The following is a 20,538-nucleotide window of genomic DNA, read 5'->3' on the forward strand; positions in this document are numbered from 1 at the left end:
ATTATTCTGCCTCCCTGCTTGTTGATAATTGATTTTCTACCTTAGGAGCATCAGGATCCTGGAGCCAGCAAGCCACTTCATGGGTATCGCTAATTTTTGTATATGGTGGTAATTCTTCTTTGCATATATTCATACAATATTTACATCTAGATGCAAAAGCACATCCTACAGGTGGCTTTAATAAATCTGGAGGCGTCCCTTGTATAGAATACAATTTATCTTTGTGTGCAGTATCTAATCTAGGAACTGACTGTAAAAGTGCCCAGGTATACGGATGCTTTCCATTATAAAATATTTCCGCTGTCAAGCCTCTTTCAATTATCTTCCCTGCATACATTACCTGTATTCTATGAGCTATATCTGCAACTACTCCTAAATCATGAGTAATCATTAATACTGCTGTTCCATATTTTTGTTGAAGTTCTTTTATAAGATCTATTATTTGAGCTTGTATTGTAACATCTAATGCAGTAGTTGGTTCATCAGCAATTAAAATCTTAGGATTACAAGCCAGTGCAATGGCAATCATTGCCCTTTGTCTCATACCACCTGAAAACTCATGTGGATACTGATTAACTCTTTTTTCTGCATTAGGTATATTAACTACTTTTAGCATTTTTTCAGCTTCTTTTAGTGCTTCAGCCTTTTTCATTCCTCTGTGTATAATCAAGCTTTCTGCAATTTGACTACCAATTTTTGCTGTAGGATTTAAAGATGTCATAGGATCTTGGAAAATCATGCTTATCTCTTCTCCACGCATTTTTCTTAACTCTTCTTTAGACATATTTAAAACATTCTTACCATTAAGTAATATTTCCGAACCTTCCTTTATTTCACCTGGTGGAGTTTGTATTAATTTCATTAAAGATTTAGCTGTTACAGTTTTACCACATCCTGATTCTCCAACTACAGCTAATGTTTCACCCTTATTTAAATGAAAATCTACTCCCCTAACAGATTGAACTTCACCTGCATAGGTATGGTATGATACCCTTAAATTTTTAACATCTAAAACTCTTTCCATATTCTGCTTACCTCCAATTATTGACGTAATCTTGGATCTAGTGCATCTCTTAATCCATCACCTAAAAGGTTAAAGGATAACATAGTTAAACTTATAAATAGTGATGGGAAGAAAAGCTGCTCTGGATAAAACATTAAATACTGCTGTGCTGATGCAGCTATAGCTCCCCAGCTTGTATTTGGAGATTGTATTCCAAGACCTATAAAACTTAAAAATGCTTCACCAAATATAAATGAAGGAACATCAAAGGTTATAGCAACAATAATAACTCCAATAGTATTAGGCAGCAAATGTTTAAGTATAATCCTTAGTGAACTAGCTCCAAGTGCCTGTGCTGCCAATACATATTCCTGTTCTTTTATTTGAAGCACCTGTCCTCTTATAAGTCTTGCCATACCAACCCAGCCTGTAATTGTCATAGCAACTATAAGTGCTGGCATACCATGTCCTAAAACTAAAGATAGCAAAACAACAACCAACAAATATGGTATACTTATAAGTACTTCAACAATTCTCATCATTATAACATCTACTTTTCCACCAAAATATCCTGCAATACCTCCATACAAAACTCCCACAGTAGCATCTATAACTGCACCTATCAAACCTATTATTAAAGATACTCTACCGCCCTTACATATTCTTGCAAACATATCTCTTCCTAGTTCATCAGTTCCAAAATAGTGTTTCGCACTTGGTCCTTGGTTTACTATGCTAGAATCTACTGCACTAAACTTGTAAGGAGTTAAATGAGGGCCTATAATACACAAAAGTGTTATTATACCTAGTACTATCAAAGAAAGTATGGCAATCTTATTTTGCTTTAATCTTCTCCATGCATCCTGCCAATATGTCATATTAGGTCTTACTATGGCTTCTCCTTCAGAAGCATCGCACCCTATAATTTTAAACTTTTCTTTTCTTAGCTCAGCCATATTACTCTTCCTCCTATCTCTTTCCACCATCAATTCTTATTCTTGGATCAGCTAATGCATAAAGAATATCTACTATGAGGAGTGCTAATATATATAGTGCAGCATAGAAAATAGTCATTCCCATAATCATAGTAAAATCTCTGTTGTTTATGCTTGTTACAAAGTTTGATCCAAGTCCTGGTATTGAAAAAATAGTTTCTATAACAAAGGAGCCTGTTAATACTGCTGCTATCTCTGGTCCTAATATTGTTATAGCTGGAAGTATAGCATTTCTTATTATATGTTTCCATATTAAATTAAAATCTGATACACCTTTAGCTCTAGCTGTAAGTATATAATCTTGTCCTACTACTTCTAAGCAACTTGTCCTCATATATCTTGCGTAAGTTGCAATAGCTGCAAAACTTAAGGCAATAGATGGTAGTATTGAAAATTTAAAGCCGCCCCACCCTGTAGTTGGTAACAATGTAGCTTTAACTGTAAGGAAATATTGAAGCAATGCCGCTAGTACAAAGCTTGGTATAGATACTCCTAAAAGTGCTATAAATATAACTACATAATCTGGGGTTTTATTCCTATTAAAGGCTGCAATAACTCCTAAAGTTATTCCTATAACAAATCCCATAGCTACTGCTTGCACTCCAATTTGTCCTGTTACTGGCAATTGCTTTTTTATTTCATTTTTTACATCTCTACCTGGATTTGTAAGTGATTCACCCAAATCCCCCTTAACTAAATTTTTTAAATAAACTACATACTGCTGTGATACCGGCTTGTCTAATCCATATTTAGCATAGTAATTAGCTTTTATCTGAGCAGGCAGTTCTCTTGCTAAACCAGCCAAGGGATCACCTGGCAGAGCATGCATTAATGCAAATGTAGCAGTAATAACTACCCATAATGTTATAAACATATATACTATTCTCTTCAGAATAAATTTAAGCATTATTTTACCCTCCATACAAATTATAAAAATTTATTTGAATTAAGTTTCATTTAAGTGAAACTTAATTCAAATTTAATTTTATTTGTTATCTCTTCCTTGAATGTATGCATATTTAAATTCTTCCTTTGTTGAAAACATTGGATACTGCATACCTTTAATACATTTTTTCATATAGTAGGTTTTTACTCTATAACTTGTTGGAGATATTGGTGATTCAGAAAGAAGTATTTGTTCTGCTTCTTTAAATGCTTCAAATCTAACTTTTTGATCCATAGTTTTTGATGCTTTCTCTATAAGGGCGTCATATTTTGCATTTGACCACTTAGGATTATTCATATCCGAGCCTGTTGTCCATAAATCAAACATTGTCATAGGATCATTATAATCAGCACCCCAATTCATAGCTGCTATTTGGTAGTTACCCTTTCTTGCTTTATCTTGGAATATTGCCCAATCCATATAATCTATTTTTACTTTACAACCTAAAACCTTTTGATAATTTGCCTGCTCATGTTCACACACTTGTTTTGCTCTAGCATCTGTTCCTCCTTCAGCTATAGTAACAGTTATTTTTGATGGATCTGGATCCATTCCTAATTCTTTCAAACCTTCTGAAAGCAGTGCCTTAGGATCTTTTACTTCCTCCTTTATTTTCTTAAGAGGTTCTTCTCCTACCTTTTTTCTAAAATCTTCATCGCCAATTTTCATTGCAGGAGGACACCATGCATAAAAAGGTTTTCTTGTTTCTGGATATAATGTTTTTATATGATCTTCTCTATCTAGTGCTAAAGAAAATGCTCTTCTTACTTTCATATTTGAAAACAATTTGTCCTTACAATAAAAAAAGTTATAATCTGTTGATATATCTGGTCCTGTTACATATGTCAAATCATTTTTAGCCTTAAATTTGTCAAACCATTCCTTTTTTTCTACTCGACATAAGTCAAGGGAACCATTATACAATTCATTCATTCTAGCTTGGACATCAGCTATAATCTTAAATGTTACTTTGTCTAATTTAACTTTATCTTTATCCCAATAGTTTGGATTTTTTTCCAATTCCATTTTGTTCTTGTGAACCCAATTTTTAATTATAAAAGGACCAGATGAAACTAAAGTGTCACCTTCTGAACCAAATTTTTCTCCACTTTTTTCAACTATATCTTTTCTTTGAGGAGTAAATACTTTAAAATAAGTTGTTTTTATAAAATATGCACAAGGACTTCCAAGTTTTATTTCTAAAGTTTTATCATCTAAAGCTTTTATACCTACATCTTCAACCTTTCCTTGTCCTTTATTGTACTCCTTAGCACCTTTTATTGGATAAAGCAAATATGAATATTCTGATGCAGTATTAGGATCTAAGGTTCTCTTTATTGAATATTCATAATCTTGTGCTTTAACTTCTTTTCCGTCTGACCATTTATTACTTCTTAATTTAAATGTCCATGTAAGTCCATCTTCAGATGTCTTCCAACTTTCAGCACCTGCTGCTTCAATAGATTCTTCTCCATTCTTATCTAAGCATCTTGTTAAAGCTTCTTGAGTATCTGTTATAACTGTACCACTATAAGTATCTGTAGATCTTGATGGGTCTAGAGTTTTTGGTTCTTCATCTAGACATAAAACTAAATGTTGATCCTTATCTAATTTTTCACTTGATCCTTGTGTCTGTTGACTACTCCCTCCACATCCAACAAATCCAGTAGTTGATACTATCATTGCTGTTACTAGAAATGACATTAATCTTTTACTTTTCAATTTTATTCCCCCTTATTTTGTTATTGCAAATATCTAATTAAAAGTTTTTATTATATGCTTAGTTCATAATATGTAAAATAAATAATTTTCAGTATATTTTAAATATTATATTTTAGATTTTATCACTAATTGCATTTATTGTAAAATTTATTAATGTCTTATAGTTATAATCTTTTATGTAATTTTTTTGTAATTTTTAAAAATTATACGTGTTAAAATGTTAATTTTTGAAAATTATATGTAGAATTTTATGATTTTTCTCAATTTTATATGCTATTAATTATAATTTTCATTTTTTATTCTAATTTTTTAAATTGTTTTATAACTACTTAATAAAAAATAAATATCCACAAATATAATTGCAGATATTCTACATAGTTCATTTTTATTAATTTTAATTAAATAACTTTAAAATCTAAATAGTATATTGTACAGCATATCTCAATTAGTTGATCTAATCCAAATTCAATAAAAACAACTTTTCAATTTAATATAATCTATTTTGGGAATTTACTGACCATTTCTTAATTCTTAGAAAATGTTTTTCAAACCTGCATTTTAATCTACTTTAATACAAAATTATTCATTTTTATAATATTAATTAATGTAAAATAAACTTTTTCTTAAATGTATTAATTCTAATCCCACAAAACCTTATTTAAATATGGATACACTTGATTGCACCTGTATTCACAAATTTCCTTATTGCTATAGTATCCAATATTTTGTCCTAAACATCTATCCATGCAAAAATATCTTACATTACAATCTTTGCATTTATCTACATCATCAACAATGCTTCTTTGTAATTTATTTTTAATAAATTCATAATATTTTTTAGAAGCAAATATATAGTTAGGGTCTTCCTTTATTATATTTCCAAACTTATATTCTTCACTTTCTAAAATAAGGCATGGATACATATCTCCAAATTCATTAATCATGAATTTTTCGATTCCCGCTCTACAAAATATTTTACATTCCAAGCTTTCCCTAATTGTCTCTATATCTTCACTGTTAATGCCATTTAATGCTAGATAATCTCTTGTTCCAATATCTTTATAGTTTTTTAAGCCTCTTCCTAATGGAGACAACTTTCTAACACTTCCGGTTACATCTAACTTTTTACACAAGTTATAAAAATTATCCTTGTGTTCTATATTTTGATATGTGCATGTCATACTAAGATCTATAGTATCTTTTGTAAACCCAACTTCTTTTAGATAATGTACTGCTTGTACTATTTTTTTATAAACGCCCTTACCTCTTACATATTCAGTAGATTTTTCATCATAACCATCTATGCTGATAGAAATAGCGCCTATACATTTTTTTAATATAGCAGCCATTTCTTTATTTATTAATGTACCATTTGTTATTAAATTAACTTTTCCTTTAAAATTTTTATTTATATGTAAAAGTATTTGTTCTATATCTTTTCTTATTAAAGGTTCTCCGCCGGTCAAAAGTAAAGTATCTACATTCATTTTAGAAATCTTATTTAAAATTTTTATTATTTCTTCAGTGCCCAATAAATCTTCATTGTTTATATCTGCCGAAGCTGCACAATGCAAACATTTTAAATTGCATCTATTAGTTAGTTTAAATTCAACATCTTTAATATTTTTAATATCTATTTTTAATTCTTCCTCACTTGAATTTTTTAACATCTTTTCTTCAATTAAAACTTGAAAAATTTCACTCAACTGCTGTTTATCACACTGGCTGTCTAAACTATTTATGTATTGTAGTGGAGAAAATCTATTAACAATACAGTAATTTATCTTATCGAACATGTCTCTATCCACTGCCCCCCAAACACCGGAATAGCCATTGATTATAATTACTGTATTTTTTTCTTTTATAAATTGAGCATATTTTGAAAAAGCAATATCGTTATCATTTAAAGTTAACATTAAATACCTTCTTTCATAGTTATTTTAAAATATGAAAACACCAAAACATTATGCATGCTGTGGTGCTTTCAATATTTATTAGAAAAAATCAAACATTATAAGTTACAATATTAACAATCAGTTCCTTGAGTCCATATATATGTTGGAATATAGTTAACCTTTGTTTTTTTACCTTTTCCATATACTTTCATTTTCATTCTCCTTTCTACATACAAAATTTGCAAATTAAATTGCAGTTATAATTTGTAATATTTTTATCCGATTGGACTGTTTTTTCCAATCATGTACTAATTATACATTATTTCCCATTGATGTTCAATATTATTTATTAAAATTTCTTTATATATTCAAACAATATTTTTTACAACAAAAATATAAAAAACACTAAATTCATTTTCTTCCGAATTTTTAAATTCATATAAGCAAATCCACCTTTATATACTCCTAGTTCTGCTACACTACCTTGTATATGCCTCTATTTAACTTCTTTAGAAATTAGCTTTAAAATCATAAGGCAAACACCTGATTGTTTCCAAAATAGTATAATACAGCCAACCAATTCAACTTAATTTAATTTGTTATTTCACCTTTATGCCAGAATTTTTATTCACAATTGATATGTAGATATAATCTAGTTTTATCTTTATAGTATCCTTCTTTAAGATCATTAGTAACTCTAATAAACATAAAATATATATTTCTTCATACAATTTAACTAATGGTTCTCTTACTAAAACCTATTAATTTGGAAGATCATCTAAAGTTTTAAATTCATAGCCTTTACTCTTCCAATCCTTAATTAAGCTATCTAAAATAGTGGCATTAGTTTTAGACATAGCATGAAGTAAGCAAATCATTCCACTGCGAGTATTTTTCAAAATAGTAGCTTTAGCGATCTCACTATTAGGCTGTTTATCTGCATTGTAATCCTGGTATGCAAAAGTAAAAAATATAGATTTATAACTAAGTTTTTGAGTGTAATAAAGTGACAACTCACTAAAAGTGCCTTCTGGTGGTCTAAAATATTTTGACATCTTACAACCAGGAATGCTATTTACTGCATTCTCTACTCCAGTAATTTCAGCATCAAAAGCATTTTCATTTTTAAATTTAGGCATAGACTTATGGTGTACAGAGTGGTTACCTATTATGTGCCCTTCACTTTTCATTCTTTTTAATAAAGTAGTATTCGGAACTCCCTTAAAATTAGAGGTTACAAATGGTTTCGTTACAAAGAAAGCTGCATGTACATTATTTGCCTTTAGAGTATCTAAAATACTAGCAGTATAGCCATTTTCATAACCTTCATCAAAGGTAAGATAAATAATTTTTTTTGAAGTATCTCCAAAACCATAGCCTTTATATTTTGATAGTAATGTTGCATTATCTCTTGCTGAATATAGCCATGACCATGGTATAGGTTTAGTACTAAGCGATGAAGTATCTGATAAGACCAAAGGAGTAAACGGTTTTTCTTTAGATTTAAGTGTATCAGCTACCTTTTTTGTATCTGTGGAACTCTTATTAATAGAATTATTATATGTATTTTTATTATTCAAAGCAGTTTCTTTATTATTATCTGTATTTTTTGATGTATTTTCATTCATTGTTCCACATCCTGAAAATATTAATGCTAGAACTATACTTAAGGCTAAGTTCTTCTTAATCACCTTTATCCCTCCAAATATATATTACAAATCAAAATATAACAATAAAGCTCACAATATTATTCCTGCTACCTTTTGTTTGATACAACTGTTACTATAATAACTTCTTTTTTAAAAACATTATTAAAATAAATATATTACAATCATTATAGCAGAAACTTACAACCTTTTTCCAAAAAATAACTTTTAAAATAAATATTATTTAGATTTTTTTGAAACATTTTTTAGGCTGATATATTTTTTAAGTTGATACAAAATTCACATTCTTAAATTCAAGCATACTTTTTTAAAATCAAATCTTTAAAAAATATAATGAATGTTATATATGGCATCATAAAAAACAAGCTTTTTCTGTTACAAATTCTCTCTTTCATCTCTACTTTTTCAACTAATATATCTTTTAACAGTTAAAGCTTGTTCTTAATATAATTCAATTATAAGTAATCCTTAGGCATCCCCCAATATTCTACACGATTATATTGTTTATAAATAGATTCAAATTTAACTATTATTGGTGCGTTTTTTAATGCTGGATATGCTTGCAAAAACTTTCTATCTCCATAACAAATTGCTTCTAGTGCTAATGGTAATTCTCTCACAAAAATTTTATATCTTATAGCTGCTTTATCTTTATTATTTTCACCGCCAACATGACAAAAAATATTTAAAACACATTGATTATTTACAATTTTCCATTCTCCAAGCACTTCATCTCTCTGTTCTGTTATGTTTTCGTAAGCATAAGTTAACCCTATTACTAAGAAAAGTTCTGCTGTTGTATCTGAATGAGTTAAAGTATATCTTCTAGGTATAATGGGATTTACCATGGTAGCTCCATCTTTAAACTGAACAGAAAGCTTCTCTGTGTTTAATTTTTTCATCTTTACCCTTCCCCTTAATAAATCTCTTTATTTATAATATTAAATAAATATTTAATTGTGATTATAGATATCCAAACTTAATGTGTTATTATGAATTTCATTATCCATATTTATTATTGCATGATTTAATAAACTATTGTATTATTATACCATATCTGTTCTTAATTTGAATTAATTGTTTTTCATATCACTTAATTAGTAAAAATAATAAAGATAAGTAGCTTAAACTTTGCACTATCTTTTTATTAAGAAAGAGGTTTACTATGATAAATAATTATTTTAGTAGTACATATATATACTAATTTTATGATATAAGTTAAAACATAAAATAGCGTGGATTTCTTACGTTTAAATATTATAGCAATTACAATAAACATAAATTACTGCATTAGATCTTACTGAAACATATTAGGGAGAATATAAAATGATACATATACCTAAAATAAGAGAAAATTGGCATTTTAAAGTTTTAATAATATTATTAAGCAAAGGATTATCTTCATTAGGAGATTATATATATTTAATATGCATTAATATATATATTTTGAAAAATACTAATTCTCCAATTCTAGTATCAAGTATATGGGTAATTCCGTATGCTGCATCAATATTAACAAAATTTTGGTCTGGAAGTGTACTAGATAAATCTAATAAAAAAATATTTATGATATTAATTAATGTATTTAGTGGTATATTATTAATTTTCATGGTATATGTAAAAAATTTAGCAATTATTTATTTGTTAATATTTTTTCTAAACATAGGAAGTTCAATATATAATTCTGCATCATTTCCTTATTTCACAGAAAGTATTCCACCAAATAAACGAACAAGGCTTAATTCTATTCAGGGAATGTTGAATTGTGGATCAGCTGTAATAGGACCTGCTGCTGCTGGAATAATTCTCAAGTTTTCAACTGTATCCACAGCAATTATAGTAAACTCTATGTCATTTTTTGCAGCTGCAATACTTTTAAGCTTAATGCCGACATACAAAATAAAAAACAATAATCTAGCAAATAAGTCACCGAATATAGCAAAATCTTTAGCAGCAGACTGGAAAAACACTTATGATTTTATGATATATAAAAATTCTAAATTTGCTATACTTAATTTCTTATATATAATTATAATCGTTATAAGTGCATCACTTGATTCCCAGGAGGTTGTTTTTGCCACAAAAATTCTAAAATTAAATTCTTCAGAATACAGCATATTATTTGCCATGGCAGGGGCAGGTTATGTGTTAGGATGTAGTTTACTTACCATTCTTGGCAATAAAATATCAAATAAAAACCTTTTAAAATTTGGTAGTATTTTTAGCGCCCTTGGATTTATTATGTATTCATTTTCCAACTCTCTTATTATCGCAGGCACAGGTTTTCTTATGGTAGGATTTTTTCAATCTCTATGTAGTACAGGTTATACGACATCTTTGCAAGAAAACATTCCAATTTCAATATTGAGTAGGATAACCAGCAGCATTTCATTTTTTCAAAGCATACTAACAATTATTTTTATGTTTTTAATTGGAGTTCTGTCAACTTATATTGGTATAAGACACGTAATCATATCTAGTTCAATTTTAATTTTTATACTTTCAATTGTAATGTCTCACATAATAAATATTAACAATATAAATACACTGGAAAATAATATAAAAACTTAAATTATGCAGTGATATGTATACCAAACGTTATGAAATGCGTGATTAATACCCTAATTTCATAACTTTTTGCCACTTTCCTTAATAAATCTCTTTATTTATAATGTTAAATGAAGATTCGATTGTAATTATCAACTTTTAATATATAATCTTTATTTTTATATTTCTTAAAGTTATAATTAAAATATTAATTGCGAAAGAAGGACGACACCATTGAAAACTTGGAAAAGAAATCTAATTGTATGTTGGTTTGGAACATTTGTAACCGCTTTAGGTCTAAGCCAAATAGCACCAATAATGCCACTTTATATTAAGCAGCTTGGTGTTCATAATATATCTACTATTGAACAAATATCTGGATTAGCTTTTGGAATTACCTTTATAGTTTTAGCAATATTTTCACCAATTTGGGGATATGCCGCTGATAAGGTGGGTAGAAAACCTATGCTTTTACGTGCAAGTATTGGAATGTGTATTGTAATTTCAACTATGGGACTTGCACAAAATGTATATCAACTTATTGGTCTAAGAATGCTTCAAGGAGTTGTAGCAGGTTACAGCACTGCTTGTATGACATTAATTGCAACTCAAACTGAAAAGGAACATTCTGGCTGGGCATTAGGTACATTGTCCACAGCTTCTATTTCCGGTTCACTACTTGGGCCGCTTATTGGAGGATATCTTGATGAATTTTTAGGGCTGCAATTTACTTTTTTCTTTACTGGTGTTCTTATGTTAATTGCTTTTATTCTAACTTTACTATTTGTAAAAGAAGACTTTGTAAAATCTAATAAAAAAGTACTCAGTACAAAAGAGTTTTGGAAAGAATTACCCGATTGTCACTTAATTATTGTTTTATTTGCTACTTCTTTTATTTTGCAGCTTGCGTTTTTTTCCATAGAACCTATAATGACAGTATATATATCTCAGTTATCTAGAAACTCATCCCATGTTGCCTTAATTTCTGGAATGGCATTTTCTGCTTCTGGTCTTGCCAGCATTATTGCAGCTCCAAGACTTGGAAAACTATCAGATAAAATTGGACCTCAAAAGGTTATGTTTGCATCACTTATTATAGCTGGCTTAATATTTATACCTCAAGCTTTTGTAAAAAACTCCTGGCAGTTAATAATATTAAGGTTTTCATTAGGTTTTGTAACAGCAGGACTAGCGCCATCAATTAATACACTTGTAAAAAAAATAACACCTGAAGCCCTTACTGGAAGAATGTTTGGCTTTAATATGAGCGCATTTTATTTAGGTACCTTTTCTGGTTCTTTACTTGGTGGACAGCTAGCTTCACACTTTGGTATAAAGTATGTATTTTTTATTACCAGCACATTACTTCTTTTAAATGCTTTACTGGTTTATGAAAAAATATGTAAAAAATTAAATTCAAAAACTACTACTTTATTAAAAGGACATATGGTTTAAAAAGCAGTTTTAATTTTTTAAATAACCACTGATCTATGCAAAAATAAAAGCTATGAAATAAAGGTGCTGCACCTATTTTCATAGCTTTTTAAATTGAAAATTACATTCAAATTAAATAAAATTTTCTACATTAAATTTTCAAAGCAAGCTATTTTCCAGCAATAAATACATCAAACATTTCTAAAGCCTTTGGTCCTTGAAATTCATTATCCTTTTCAATTTCCTTTGAAAAATACATACTATTATGGAATTCTTTTATATTACCAGATACAGAACCTCCAGTTATAGGAATAGTTTTTATGCCATCAAAATACCATCCCAATCTTATTTCTCCTCCAAAATCACCTGTAAGTTCATCAATTTGAAAATCAGAAAACTCAGCAAGCTCTATATGAGGTTCTTTTTTCATGTCTTCGTAAGCTTTACTTCCACCATCTACTATGAAATTATGAATAGTCCCCGTAGGTTCTACTCCTAAATAGAAACTATTTCTAAAATCTCCATGATACTTTTTAAGTACCCCTTTATCAAATATTTTAACTTTTGATAAAGGCAGACCATCCTCATCAAAAGGTGCAGAAAAAGATGAATTTTCTAAAGTAGGATCTAAAGTTATATTTAATAAATCTCCTTTTGCATCATTTCCTTGTATATTTTCATCTAATTTAGCCTTTGACATATTGTTATAAACTGCTTCTACACTTGCCTGATAAACATAATATGAAAGTAGTTCTTTAACAGCTGCCCCTGTAAATATAACTTTATGTTTTCCTGACTTCGGCATGTCCTTTGCTAGCGCTCTTTGTTCTGAAGCAAATAACATTTCATTTACAGAGTTTACAATCTGCTTTTCATCAAAATCTGAAAAGTCCATGGATTTATATAACTCTATTTCCTCTTCTTCTCTCCAGTTAGTTACAAATTCAATATTTCCTTTATAATTTTCAAAATTAACATCTAATCCCTTTGAATTTACAACTCTTTTATATACCTTTTCTAAGAAGAATTCAGCAGAATTTATATTCCCCTTTTCCTTATTATCAGCTTCATAAAGCTTTTGTGCTAATTTCTCCATCCAATAGGAAAAAGACTTATCTTTAAACTTACTTTCCTTAATTTTTTCAACTTCTTTTGTGAATTTTTGGGGAATTTCATAATACTGACTTTTAGCAAAGTTAGCAGCAAAAGCCGCATCTTCTATAGCTTTTTTAATTTCTTTATCACTCATAGTAGGATGAATACTTACCATAGAAGAACCTTTATATTTTTCATTATTTTCTTCAAAATCTTTATAAACTATAACATTGAAATTATGAACATCTTTGCTTCTATTCATATCTAAGTTCTTTTTTATAAAAAATAACTCTTCTGAATTTACTTTTGTTTCAGTTATCTTATATTCATTAATATTAGAGGCTTTTAATATATTTTTTATTCTATTTATCATTTTATCCTAACCTCACTTTCGCTTTAATATATGGACCTCCACAGGATACTTTTACATATTCCTTATGTCCTTTACCACACGCACCTGAACCACAAAGTTCTACTTTACCTGAAACCATAGATATAGATTTTAAAAGATCAGGTACATAACCTGTTAAAACTACTGGTGATACAATGTTTCCTGTAAGCTTTCCGTTTTTTATTTCAAGGCCATAATTTACCATGCATTGTATTCCCCAATTCTTAGGATCCTCCATTCCACTGGTTGGAGCATCTAATAAATATCCAAACTCTATTGAAGCTATCATATCTTCTAGTTTATCAGTCCCAGCTGAAAAATAAGTATTGGTCATTCTTGAATATGCCTTTCTTTCAAAAGACTCTCTTTTACCATTTCCTGTTGGCTTAGTTCCTAGCTTTAAAGCTGAAAGCGTATCCGAAATTCCTTTTTTAAGTATTCCTTTATCTATAACAATAGTATCTGTACCTAACACTCCTTCATCATCAAACAAATATGATGAAACATCAGAAGCTGATGCAGCTCCATCATGCATAGTTACTAATTTAGATGCTACTGCCTTATCCATATACTGCACTGCTTTAGCTCTATTTTTTACGAACATATCCATTTCAACTCCATGACCAAAAGCCTCATGTGCAATTATTCCTGAAACATCCGGAGAACATATACAATCATACTCCCCAGGAGTAACTGGGCTCGAATTAAGAAGTTTTATAGAAATATCTACAGTTTCATCTACCTTTTCTGACATTTCATCTAAAAGTTCAGAAGCTTTAAGTCCAGAAAGAGGACTATATGAATATTTAGTCTTATTGTCCTGTCTTACAATGCTAAATATTGCTCCTTCACTCCATATATAGCTTTGAGCTAAATCTTTATTATTGGAAAGAAAAATTTTCGATACATGAGCTCGTTGATAACGCACTCTTACATCTATTAAAAGCTTACTTAAAGTAAAAGCCTTATCCTTTATAGCTGTCATTTTTTCTATTATTTCTTTATCACTAGTTTCCTCTGGAAGTATTTTAACTTCTCCTACAAAGCTTTTTTGAATTTTTTCTTCATTTATCAAGTCATATGAATTTATATTTACTTTGTTTTTTAATACCTCAATTTGGGATTTTACTTTTCTTCTTATTTCTTCTGCTGTATTATCAATATTATTTTCACTTATCTCATTAAAAGAAAACTCTGAATAGTTAATTCCATTATGGACTTTTACTACAAAACCTCTTTCACTCCAAAATGAATCCTTAATGGAAATACCTGTTTTTTGAACTACATATAACTTTCCACAAACATCAGTACCTAAAACTGAAACACATTTAAAATCTTTAGAAAGATTTTCTATAAGCTTCTTTATACTTGGCTTTGTGTTATTTAAAAAATCCGACATCTTAACCTTCATGCAAAAAACCTCCTTTATTTTGGCTTACAAATTACAGCTTGTACCTACTTTAAACAACATTTAATTTTTAATCAATTTAGCCTTATTTCTAAATACCAATAATTTAATTAAAAATTGATTTATATACTAATTTAAACTGCAATTTTTCCACATTCTATATTTTACCATTATCAGTAACAAAAATATAGCACTACCTGTTTAAAATAACAAATAGTGCCTTTTATAAAGTAATTCTTAGACTCAAAATATTGCGGATAGTATCCATAAAATAAAGTCATTTATATTTTAAATAAAGTTTAGAAACCTTTTTATATAACTTTAGTTATTTCTCTAAACTTTTTGTTCCAACTGTTTTCAAATGTAATACCGCTTCTAGCACCGCTCCTCCAATATTTCTAGCTTTATCAGAAATTGTATAACAATTTTGTTTCTCTTCAATTCTTGGATCAATGTCTGCTATTTTAAGTCCCTTAAAAATTCCACTTCCATTTTTTATAATTCCTCTTAATACCCCATCAATACCAGCTTTAACCTCTGTTTCACCTACATAAGCTATAACTTCTCCAGCCTTAACTATATCTGAAATTTCTTTTACATTACTTATAATACCAGAAGCTGGACTATGTATTACTCTTTCCCCTGAGTAACCAGCTATTTCCCCAGGAAGGCCTGTATTTTCTATAGCTGAACCACTAAATATTAATCTTCCTAAATTATGTCCTCTCATAGTTTCTACAACTACATTTACATCTTTTCCTGCTTCAAATCCAGGCCCAACACCTATAGTCATAGGTGCCATATTCATATTTGTACCTAAATTTTTCTTAGCTAGTATTGCATCTATAACAACTTTAGGCTTCAGTAACTCTATATATTTACCTTTGGAATCTATAACAATTGGCACAATATTATCTGACCATGCCTTTTTTATTTCACATATATTTGTTACAAGTATAGCTTTTATATCTTCTACTATTGCACATCCATTAAATACAGCTTCGCAAAAGCTGACTTTTCTTCTAATAGCAGTAGGCTTTTCTATCTCAAGTACTAAAACTTTGAATCCACTTCTATACAGTTTTTGTATTATTCCAGAGGAAACATCCCCTCCTCCTCTTATTATAATAATTTCTTCATCCATTTAATCATCCTCTAATCATTTGTAATTTTCTCATAATCCTGCCAGGTATCTATATCAAACAAAGCACATTCATTTTTAATATCTACAGTTATTATATCATTAATATGATTATTAACAACACTTTTCCCACCTGTATCACCTTGAAGTAATTTGAGTTCATTTACAAATCTTTTAGGAAATATTACAGGATTACCTTTCTTATTTTTATGTACAGGAAGAACTATACAATTATTATTATTTTCAAAAGTGTTTATTAAAAGTTCTATAGTTTCCACATCAAGTAAAGGTTGATCAGCTGTAAAAAACATATATCCATCGGCTTCTTTTGAAGCATCTATTCCTATTTTTATAGACTCACTTTGTCCTTCAAATGCATTATTATTTTTTATAACCTTAATTCCTTTTTTTACTCCTATTTTTAATACTTCTTCATCCTTAGCCACAAGCACTTTACTTAAAAAATCACATTCCATTACCTTTTCTATAATATATTCAACCACAGCCTTATTTTTATAAGGTAGTAAGAGCTTGTTTTTTCCCATTCTTCTTCCAAAACCAGAAGCCATAATAATAGCACTAATCATTTTTCTCACCCTTAAACATCATATTGATTTATATAAATAATAGTATACATACACACTGCAGTAAGAAGAAACGTTAAGCTGTATGAAGGCTGATATATGTCGTGCAGGAATATTCGAGCGAATTTTAGAAGTTCTTTGCTTGAAATATTGAAAAATAGCGTAATTTTTGCCAGGAAGGCAAAAGCTCCGAAAGTGACAGGACGTCACATTTGAGGAGGTAGCTATTTTTTAATAGATCAAGCATTAGAACTTCTTAAATGAAGCGAGTGTTCCTGCACAACATATATCAGCCGTAATACAGCTTAACGTTTCTTCGGTTACTCGCAATTGTGTCGGATTACGCTTACTATATGAAAATTAAATTATTAACTGGTATTGTTTATTTTTTAAGCTTCCAATTAAAATTCTATCTATATAGTTATTGTTGTTTTCTAAAATATTATTTACCAATTTTTTTGCTATAATAAATTCAGCCTCTGAATCAACTTTGTTTATAAATAAAACTTTTTCCCCTTCAGCATCTTTAAATAAACCTTTATGATGAAATACCAATGATGTTAAACATTCTATATTTATTAATTCATTATCCTTAAAACTAGTTATCCTTTTAAATTCATCTAGTCTATGGACATTTTCAGAATTTATTTTTTTACCTAAAACTTCTATACTTAGAATACCTATAGTTTTACAAGTCTTTTTGCTTATAACAGGTTCATTATCCTTCCATCCTTTAATAGGCTTCCTTTTAGATCCATCTGCTTCTATTAAAACATAGTTAAAATAAGGCAATTGAGTTTCTATAAGCTCAGTACTCAATCCAACTATTTTTTGTTCTTCATTTAGAGAACTGCCATATAAGTATATACCATTATCCTTTTTATAATTATACTTATTTAAATTATTCTTATCTATAATAGCAAAATCATAATATTTTTTGTGCGGCATGTAAATCTTTGTAGTGGTAGTTACAAGTACCTTATTTTCATATCTTAGCTCTTCTGCTAAAGAATACATAAATGTGGTTTTTCCACCAGCACCTACAATTGATATTACATCTCCTGTTTTTAGATTTAATAAATCCTTTACATTCATAAAACACCTCTATAAATAGTTAAGAATTAATAGTAAAAAGTAAATAGTTATTGGATTTTTTACGTTTTACATTTTTGCCAAAAGCCTTTTGATTAAACCTTTTATTTGTTAAACCTAACTTCAATAACTATTCACTGTTAATTCTCAACTGTTAACTAAAAATAACTTTAGGCATCTTTAAAACACAAGAAGTCCAATATGCAAGATATATTTTTGGTAAAACAAGGAAGCAGGTTCCTCAGAAGCTTAAGCTATCTAAGGGCTCTGTCGACGCAGTATTACAAAAACAAACTAGCATATGGACTTGTTATTTTTTTGAAGATTCCTTATTTACTCTTTTCTTGTATTGCCATAAACACCTTTTCTGGAGTTATTGGAAGAGATGTAATTCTAACACCTACAGCATTATAAACTGCTTGTGCAATTGCTGGTGCTGGTGTATTTACAACTACTTCTCCTATGGATTTTGCTCCAAAAGGTCCTGTTGGCTCATAACTTTCTTCAAAATCCACTCTTATATTTCCTACATCTTTTCTGCATGGAATTTTATACTGCATAAATGTGTTTGTCATAAGTTTACCATTTTTATTATACAACACATCTTCATAAAGTGCTAATCCTATACCTTGAGAAATTCCACCTTCTACCTGAAGTCTAGCTAAATTAGAATTTATAACTGTTCCACAATCTGTTACAGCCACATAGTCTATCATGTCTATTTTTCCTGTCTCTTTGTCTACTTCTATTTCTGCAAATCCTGCAATAAATGGCGGTGGAGATACTTCACTTCCATGAGTAGCATTGCCTACAAGCTGACATTTTACTGTGCCTAATACCATCTGTTCAGCTAATTTTTCTAAACTTAAATTTTTCTTTCCATCAACAGTTTTTATAGTTTCTCCATCAAATTCCACATCTTCAAAAGATACTTCTAACATTTTAGCTGCTTGCCTTACAATCTTTTCTTTTAAATCTTCCGCTGCCTTTACTACAGCCATTCCTGTAACATAAGTTGTACTAGAAGCATAAGAACCTGGATCATATGGCGATACATCTGTATCTGCTGAATATACTATAATTTTTTTCATATCAGTTTCTAAAATTTCAGCTGCCATTTGAGTAAGTATTGTATCACTTCCAGTTCCCATATCTGTAGAACCTACAAGAAGTGTGTAATTTCCATCATCATTTAATCTAACTTCAGCAGAAGCAGTATCTATTTTTTCTATTCCCGAACCCTGCATAGTCACTGCCATGCCTACAGCTCTTACTTTAGTTTCACTTATCTCTCTTTTAGGATATTTTTCATCCCAACCTATTAACTTTTTACCTTTTTCTATGCATTTGTGAAGAGTAGAACTTTCTATTTTCTTACCATCATCATATATTAAGCACGTTTCTCCTGCCTTAATTAAATTTTTCATTCTAATTTCTGTTGGGTCCATTTTTAAAGCTTGTGCTAATTTATTAACAGTACATTCAACAGCAAAAGTTCCTTGAGTTGCTCCATATCCTCTAAAAGCTCCTGATGGAGTTTTGTTTGTATATACTACACTTCCCATAAATCTAACAGCTTTTGTTTTATTATATAAAGGAAGAGTTTTTTGACCTACAAGTCCAAATACTGTAGATGCATGTTCACCATAAGCTCCTGTATCTGACAAAGCCTGTATATCTATGGCTCTTATATATCCTTCACTATCGGCTCCCATTCTAACTTTTACTCTCATAGCATGACGGGTAGTTGTACATTCAAAAGTTTCTTTTCTATCATATATAATCATAGATGGTTTTCCTGTTTTTAAAGTTACTATAGCCGAAAATATTTCCACTGCAACAGTTTGTTTACCACCAAATCCTCCACCTATTCTTGGCTTAATTACTCTTATTTTACTTGATGGTATATCAAGAGCTCTAGCTAATTTTCTTCTAACATGAAAGGGAATTTGTGTAGAACTTATAACAACAAGTCTTCCTGCATGATCAATATAATTAAATGAACGATAAGTTTCCATCATACAGTGAGCCTGTGCTTGTGTATAATAAGTATCCTCTACCACCACATCACAATTTTCAAATTCCTTTTCTAAATCTCCAGCTTCTATCTTTTGAATTGAAACAACATTTTTTTCTTTCTGCATGCCAATATCAAAATTGCAGTGAAGATTGTCTTCTGCATGAATTACTGACTTATGTCCTTCTGCTTTTTCAAAATCCAAAACAGGTTCAAACTTCTCATATTCAACCTTTATTAATTTCATAGCTTTTAATGCAGTTTTTTCATCAACTGCAGCTACAATTGCCACTTCATCTCCTACATATCTTACAACTTCATCTAATATTAAACGATCATAAGGTGAAGGTTCTGGATAAGATTGTCCAGCTAAAGTAAATCTTACATTAGGTACATCTTTATATGTTAAAACACATTCCACACCATCTATTTTTTCTGCTTTTGATGTGTCTATAGACTTTATTTTTGCAAAAGCATGGGGACTTCTAAGTATTTTTATAACTAACGCATCTTTAACTGCTAAATCCTCTGTATAAACAGGTTTACCAGTTACAATACTCATTCCATCTATTTTTGAAATACCTTTACCAACTATTCTCAT

The 20,538-nt window shown here is 29.5% G+C and carries 15 protein-coding genes; 2 read left to right on the forward strand and 13 right to left on the reverse strand.

Going from position 1 to position 20,538, the window contains the following annotated elements; all coding sequences use genetic code 11:
- Position 1: 1 nt before the first annotated feature.
- From HBE96_RS14055 to HBE96_RS14085, 7 genes are all read right to left on the reverse strand, one after another.
- Positions 2-1,024, reverse strand: coding sequence for an ABC transporter ATP-binding protein (locus HBE96_RS14055; protein WP_169298358.1), 1,023 nt, complete (start codon positions 1,022-1,024; stop codon positions 2-4).
- A 17-nt stretch (positions 1,025-1,041) separates the two neighbouring features.
- Entirely contained in the window at positions 1,042-1,959 is a 918-nt protein-coding gene (locus HBE96_RS14060) for an ABC transporter permease (RefSeq protein WP_169298359.1), read from the reverse strand.
- A gap of 13 nt (positions 1,960-1,972) precedes the next feature.
- Positions 1,973-2,905, reverse strand: coding sequence for an ABC transporter permease (locus tag HBE96_RS14065; protein ID WP_169298360.1), 933 nt, complete (start codon positions 2,903-2,905; stop codon positions 1,973-1,975).
- A gap of 78 nt (positions 2,906-2,983) precedes the next feature.
- The gene (locus HBE96_RS14070) at positions 2,984-4,666 is read right to left on the reverse strand and encodes a peptide ABC transporter substrate-binding protein (RefSeq protein WP_169298362.1); all 1,683 of its coding nucleotides are present in this window, start codon (positions 4,664-4,666) and stop codon (positions 2,984-2,986) included.
- Positions 4,667-5,304: 638 nt separating this feature from the next.
- A complete protein-coding gene (locus tag HBE96_RS14075) occupies positions 5,305-6,582 on the reverse strand; it encodes a radical SAM/SPASM domain-containing protein (RefSeq protein WP_169298363.1) in 1,278 nt (425 codons plus the stop codon).
- A 740-nt stretch (positions 6,583-7,322) separates the two neighbouring features.
- Positions 7,323-8,252 (reverse strand): polysaccharide deacetylase family protein, encoded by a 930-nt coding sequence (locus HBE96_RS14080; protein WP_169298364.1) that lies wholly within the window; start codon positions 8,250-8,252, stop codon positions 7,323-7,325.
- A gap of 431 nt (positions 8,253-8,683) precedes the next feature.
- Positions 8,684-9,130 (reverse strand): staygreen family protein, encoded by a 447-nt coding sequence (locus tag HBE96_RS14085; protein ID WP_169298365.1) that lies wholly within the window; start codon positions 9,128-9,130, stop codon positions 8,684-8,686.
- Between the two features lie 424 nt (positions 9,131-9,554).
- On the opposite strand from HBE96_RS14085, the gene HBE96_RS14090 reads away from it, so the two are divergent.
- Together HBE96_RS14090 and HBE96_RS14095 are read left to right on the forward strand one after the other, a co-directional pair.
- Positions 9,555-10,799, forward strand: a complete 1,245-nt coding sequence (locus HBE96_RS14090) for an MFS transporter (RefSeq protein ID WP_169298366.1) — start codon at positions 9,555-9,557, stop codon at positions 10,797-10,799.
- 210 nt (positions 10,800-11,009) lie between these two features.
- Positions 11,010-12,230 carry a multidrug efflux MFS transporter gene (locus tag HBE96_RS14095; RefSeq protein ID WP_169298367.1) on the forward strand — a complete coding sequence of 407 codons (1,221 nt, stop codon included), beginning with the start codon at positions 11,010-11,012 and terminating at the stop codon, positions 12,228-12,230.
- Between the two features lie 148 nt (positions 12,231-12,378).
- Here the strand turns inward: HBE96_RS14095 and HBE96_RS14100 are convergent, their stop codons facing one another.
- From HBE96_RS14100 to HBE96_RS14125, 6 genes are all read right to left on the reverse strand, one after another.
- Positions 12,379-13,677, reverse strand: a complete 1,299-nt coding sequence (locus tag HBE96_RS14100) for a metallopeptidase TldD-related protein (RefSeq protein WP_169298368.1) — start codon at positions 13,675-13,677, stop codon at positions 12,379-12,381.
- Between the two features lies 1 nt (position 13,678).
- Positions 13,679-15,106, reverse strand: a complete 1,428-nt coding sequence (locus tag HBE96_RS14105; protein ID WP_169298370.1) for a TldD/PmbA family protein — start codon at positions 15,104-15,106, stop codon at positions 13,679-13,681.
- 322 nt (positions 15,107-15,428) lie between these two features.
- Positions 15,429-16,247, reverse strand: coding sequence for a selenium-dependent molybdenum cofactor biosynthesis protein YqeB (gene yqeB / locus HBE96_RS14110; protein WP_169298371.1), 819 nt, complete (start codon positions 16,245-16,247; stop codon positions 15,429-15,431).
- Between the two features lie 11 nt (positions 16,248-16,258).
- Positions 16,259-16,831: a molybdenum cofactor cytidylyltransferase gene (gene mocA, locus HBE96_RS14115; protein WP_169298372.1), complete on the reverse strand. Its 573-nt coding sequence runs from the start codon at positions 16,829-16,831 to the stop codon at positions 16,259-16,261.
- Positions 16,832-17,188: 357 nt separating this feature from the next.
- Positions 17,189-17,923, reverse strand: a complete 735-nt coding sequence (gene yqeC / locus HBE96_RS14120; protein ID WP_169298373.1) for a selenium cofactor biosynthesis protein YqeC — start codon at positions 17,921-17,923, stop codon at positions 17,189-17,191.
- Between the two features lie 326 nt (positions 17,924-18,249).
- Positions 18,250-20,538, reverse strand: coding sequence for a xanthine dehydrogenase family protein molybdopterin-binding subunit (locus HBE96_RS14125; protein ID WP_169298374.1), 2,289 nt, complete (start codon positions 20,536-20,538; stop codon positions 18,250-18,252).

The sequence above is a fragment of the Clostridium muellerianum genome (assembly GCF_012926525.1).
Lineage (GTDB): Bacteria > Bacillota > Clostridia > Clostridiales > Clostridiaceae > Clostridium_AM > Clostridium_AM muellerianum.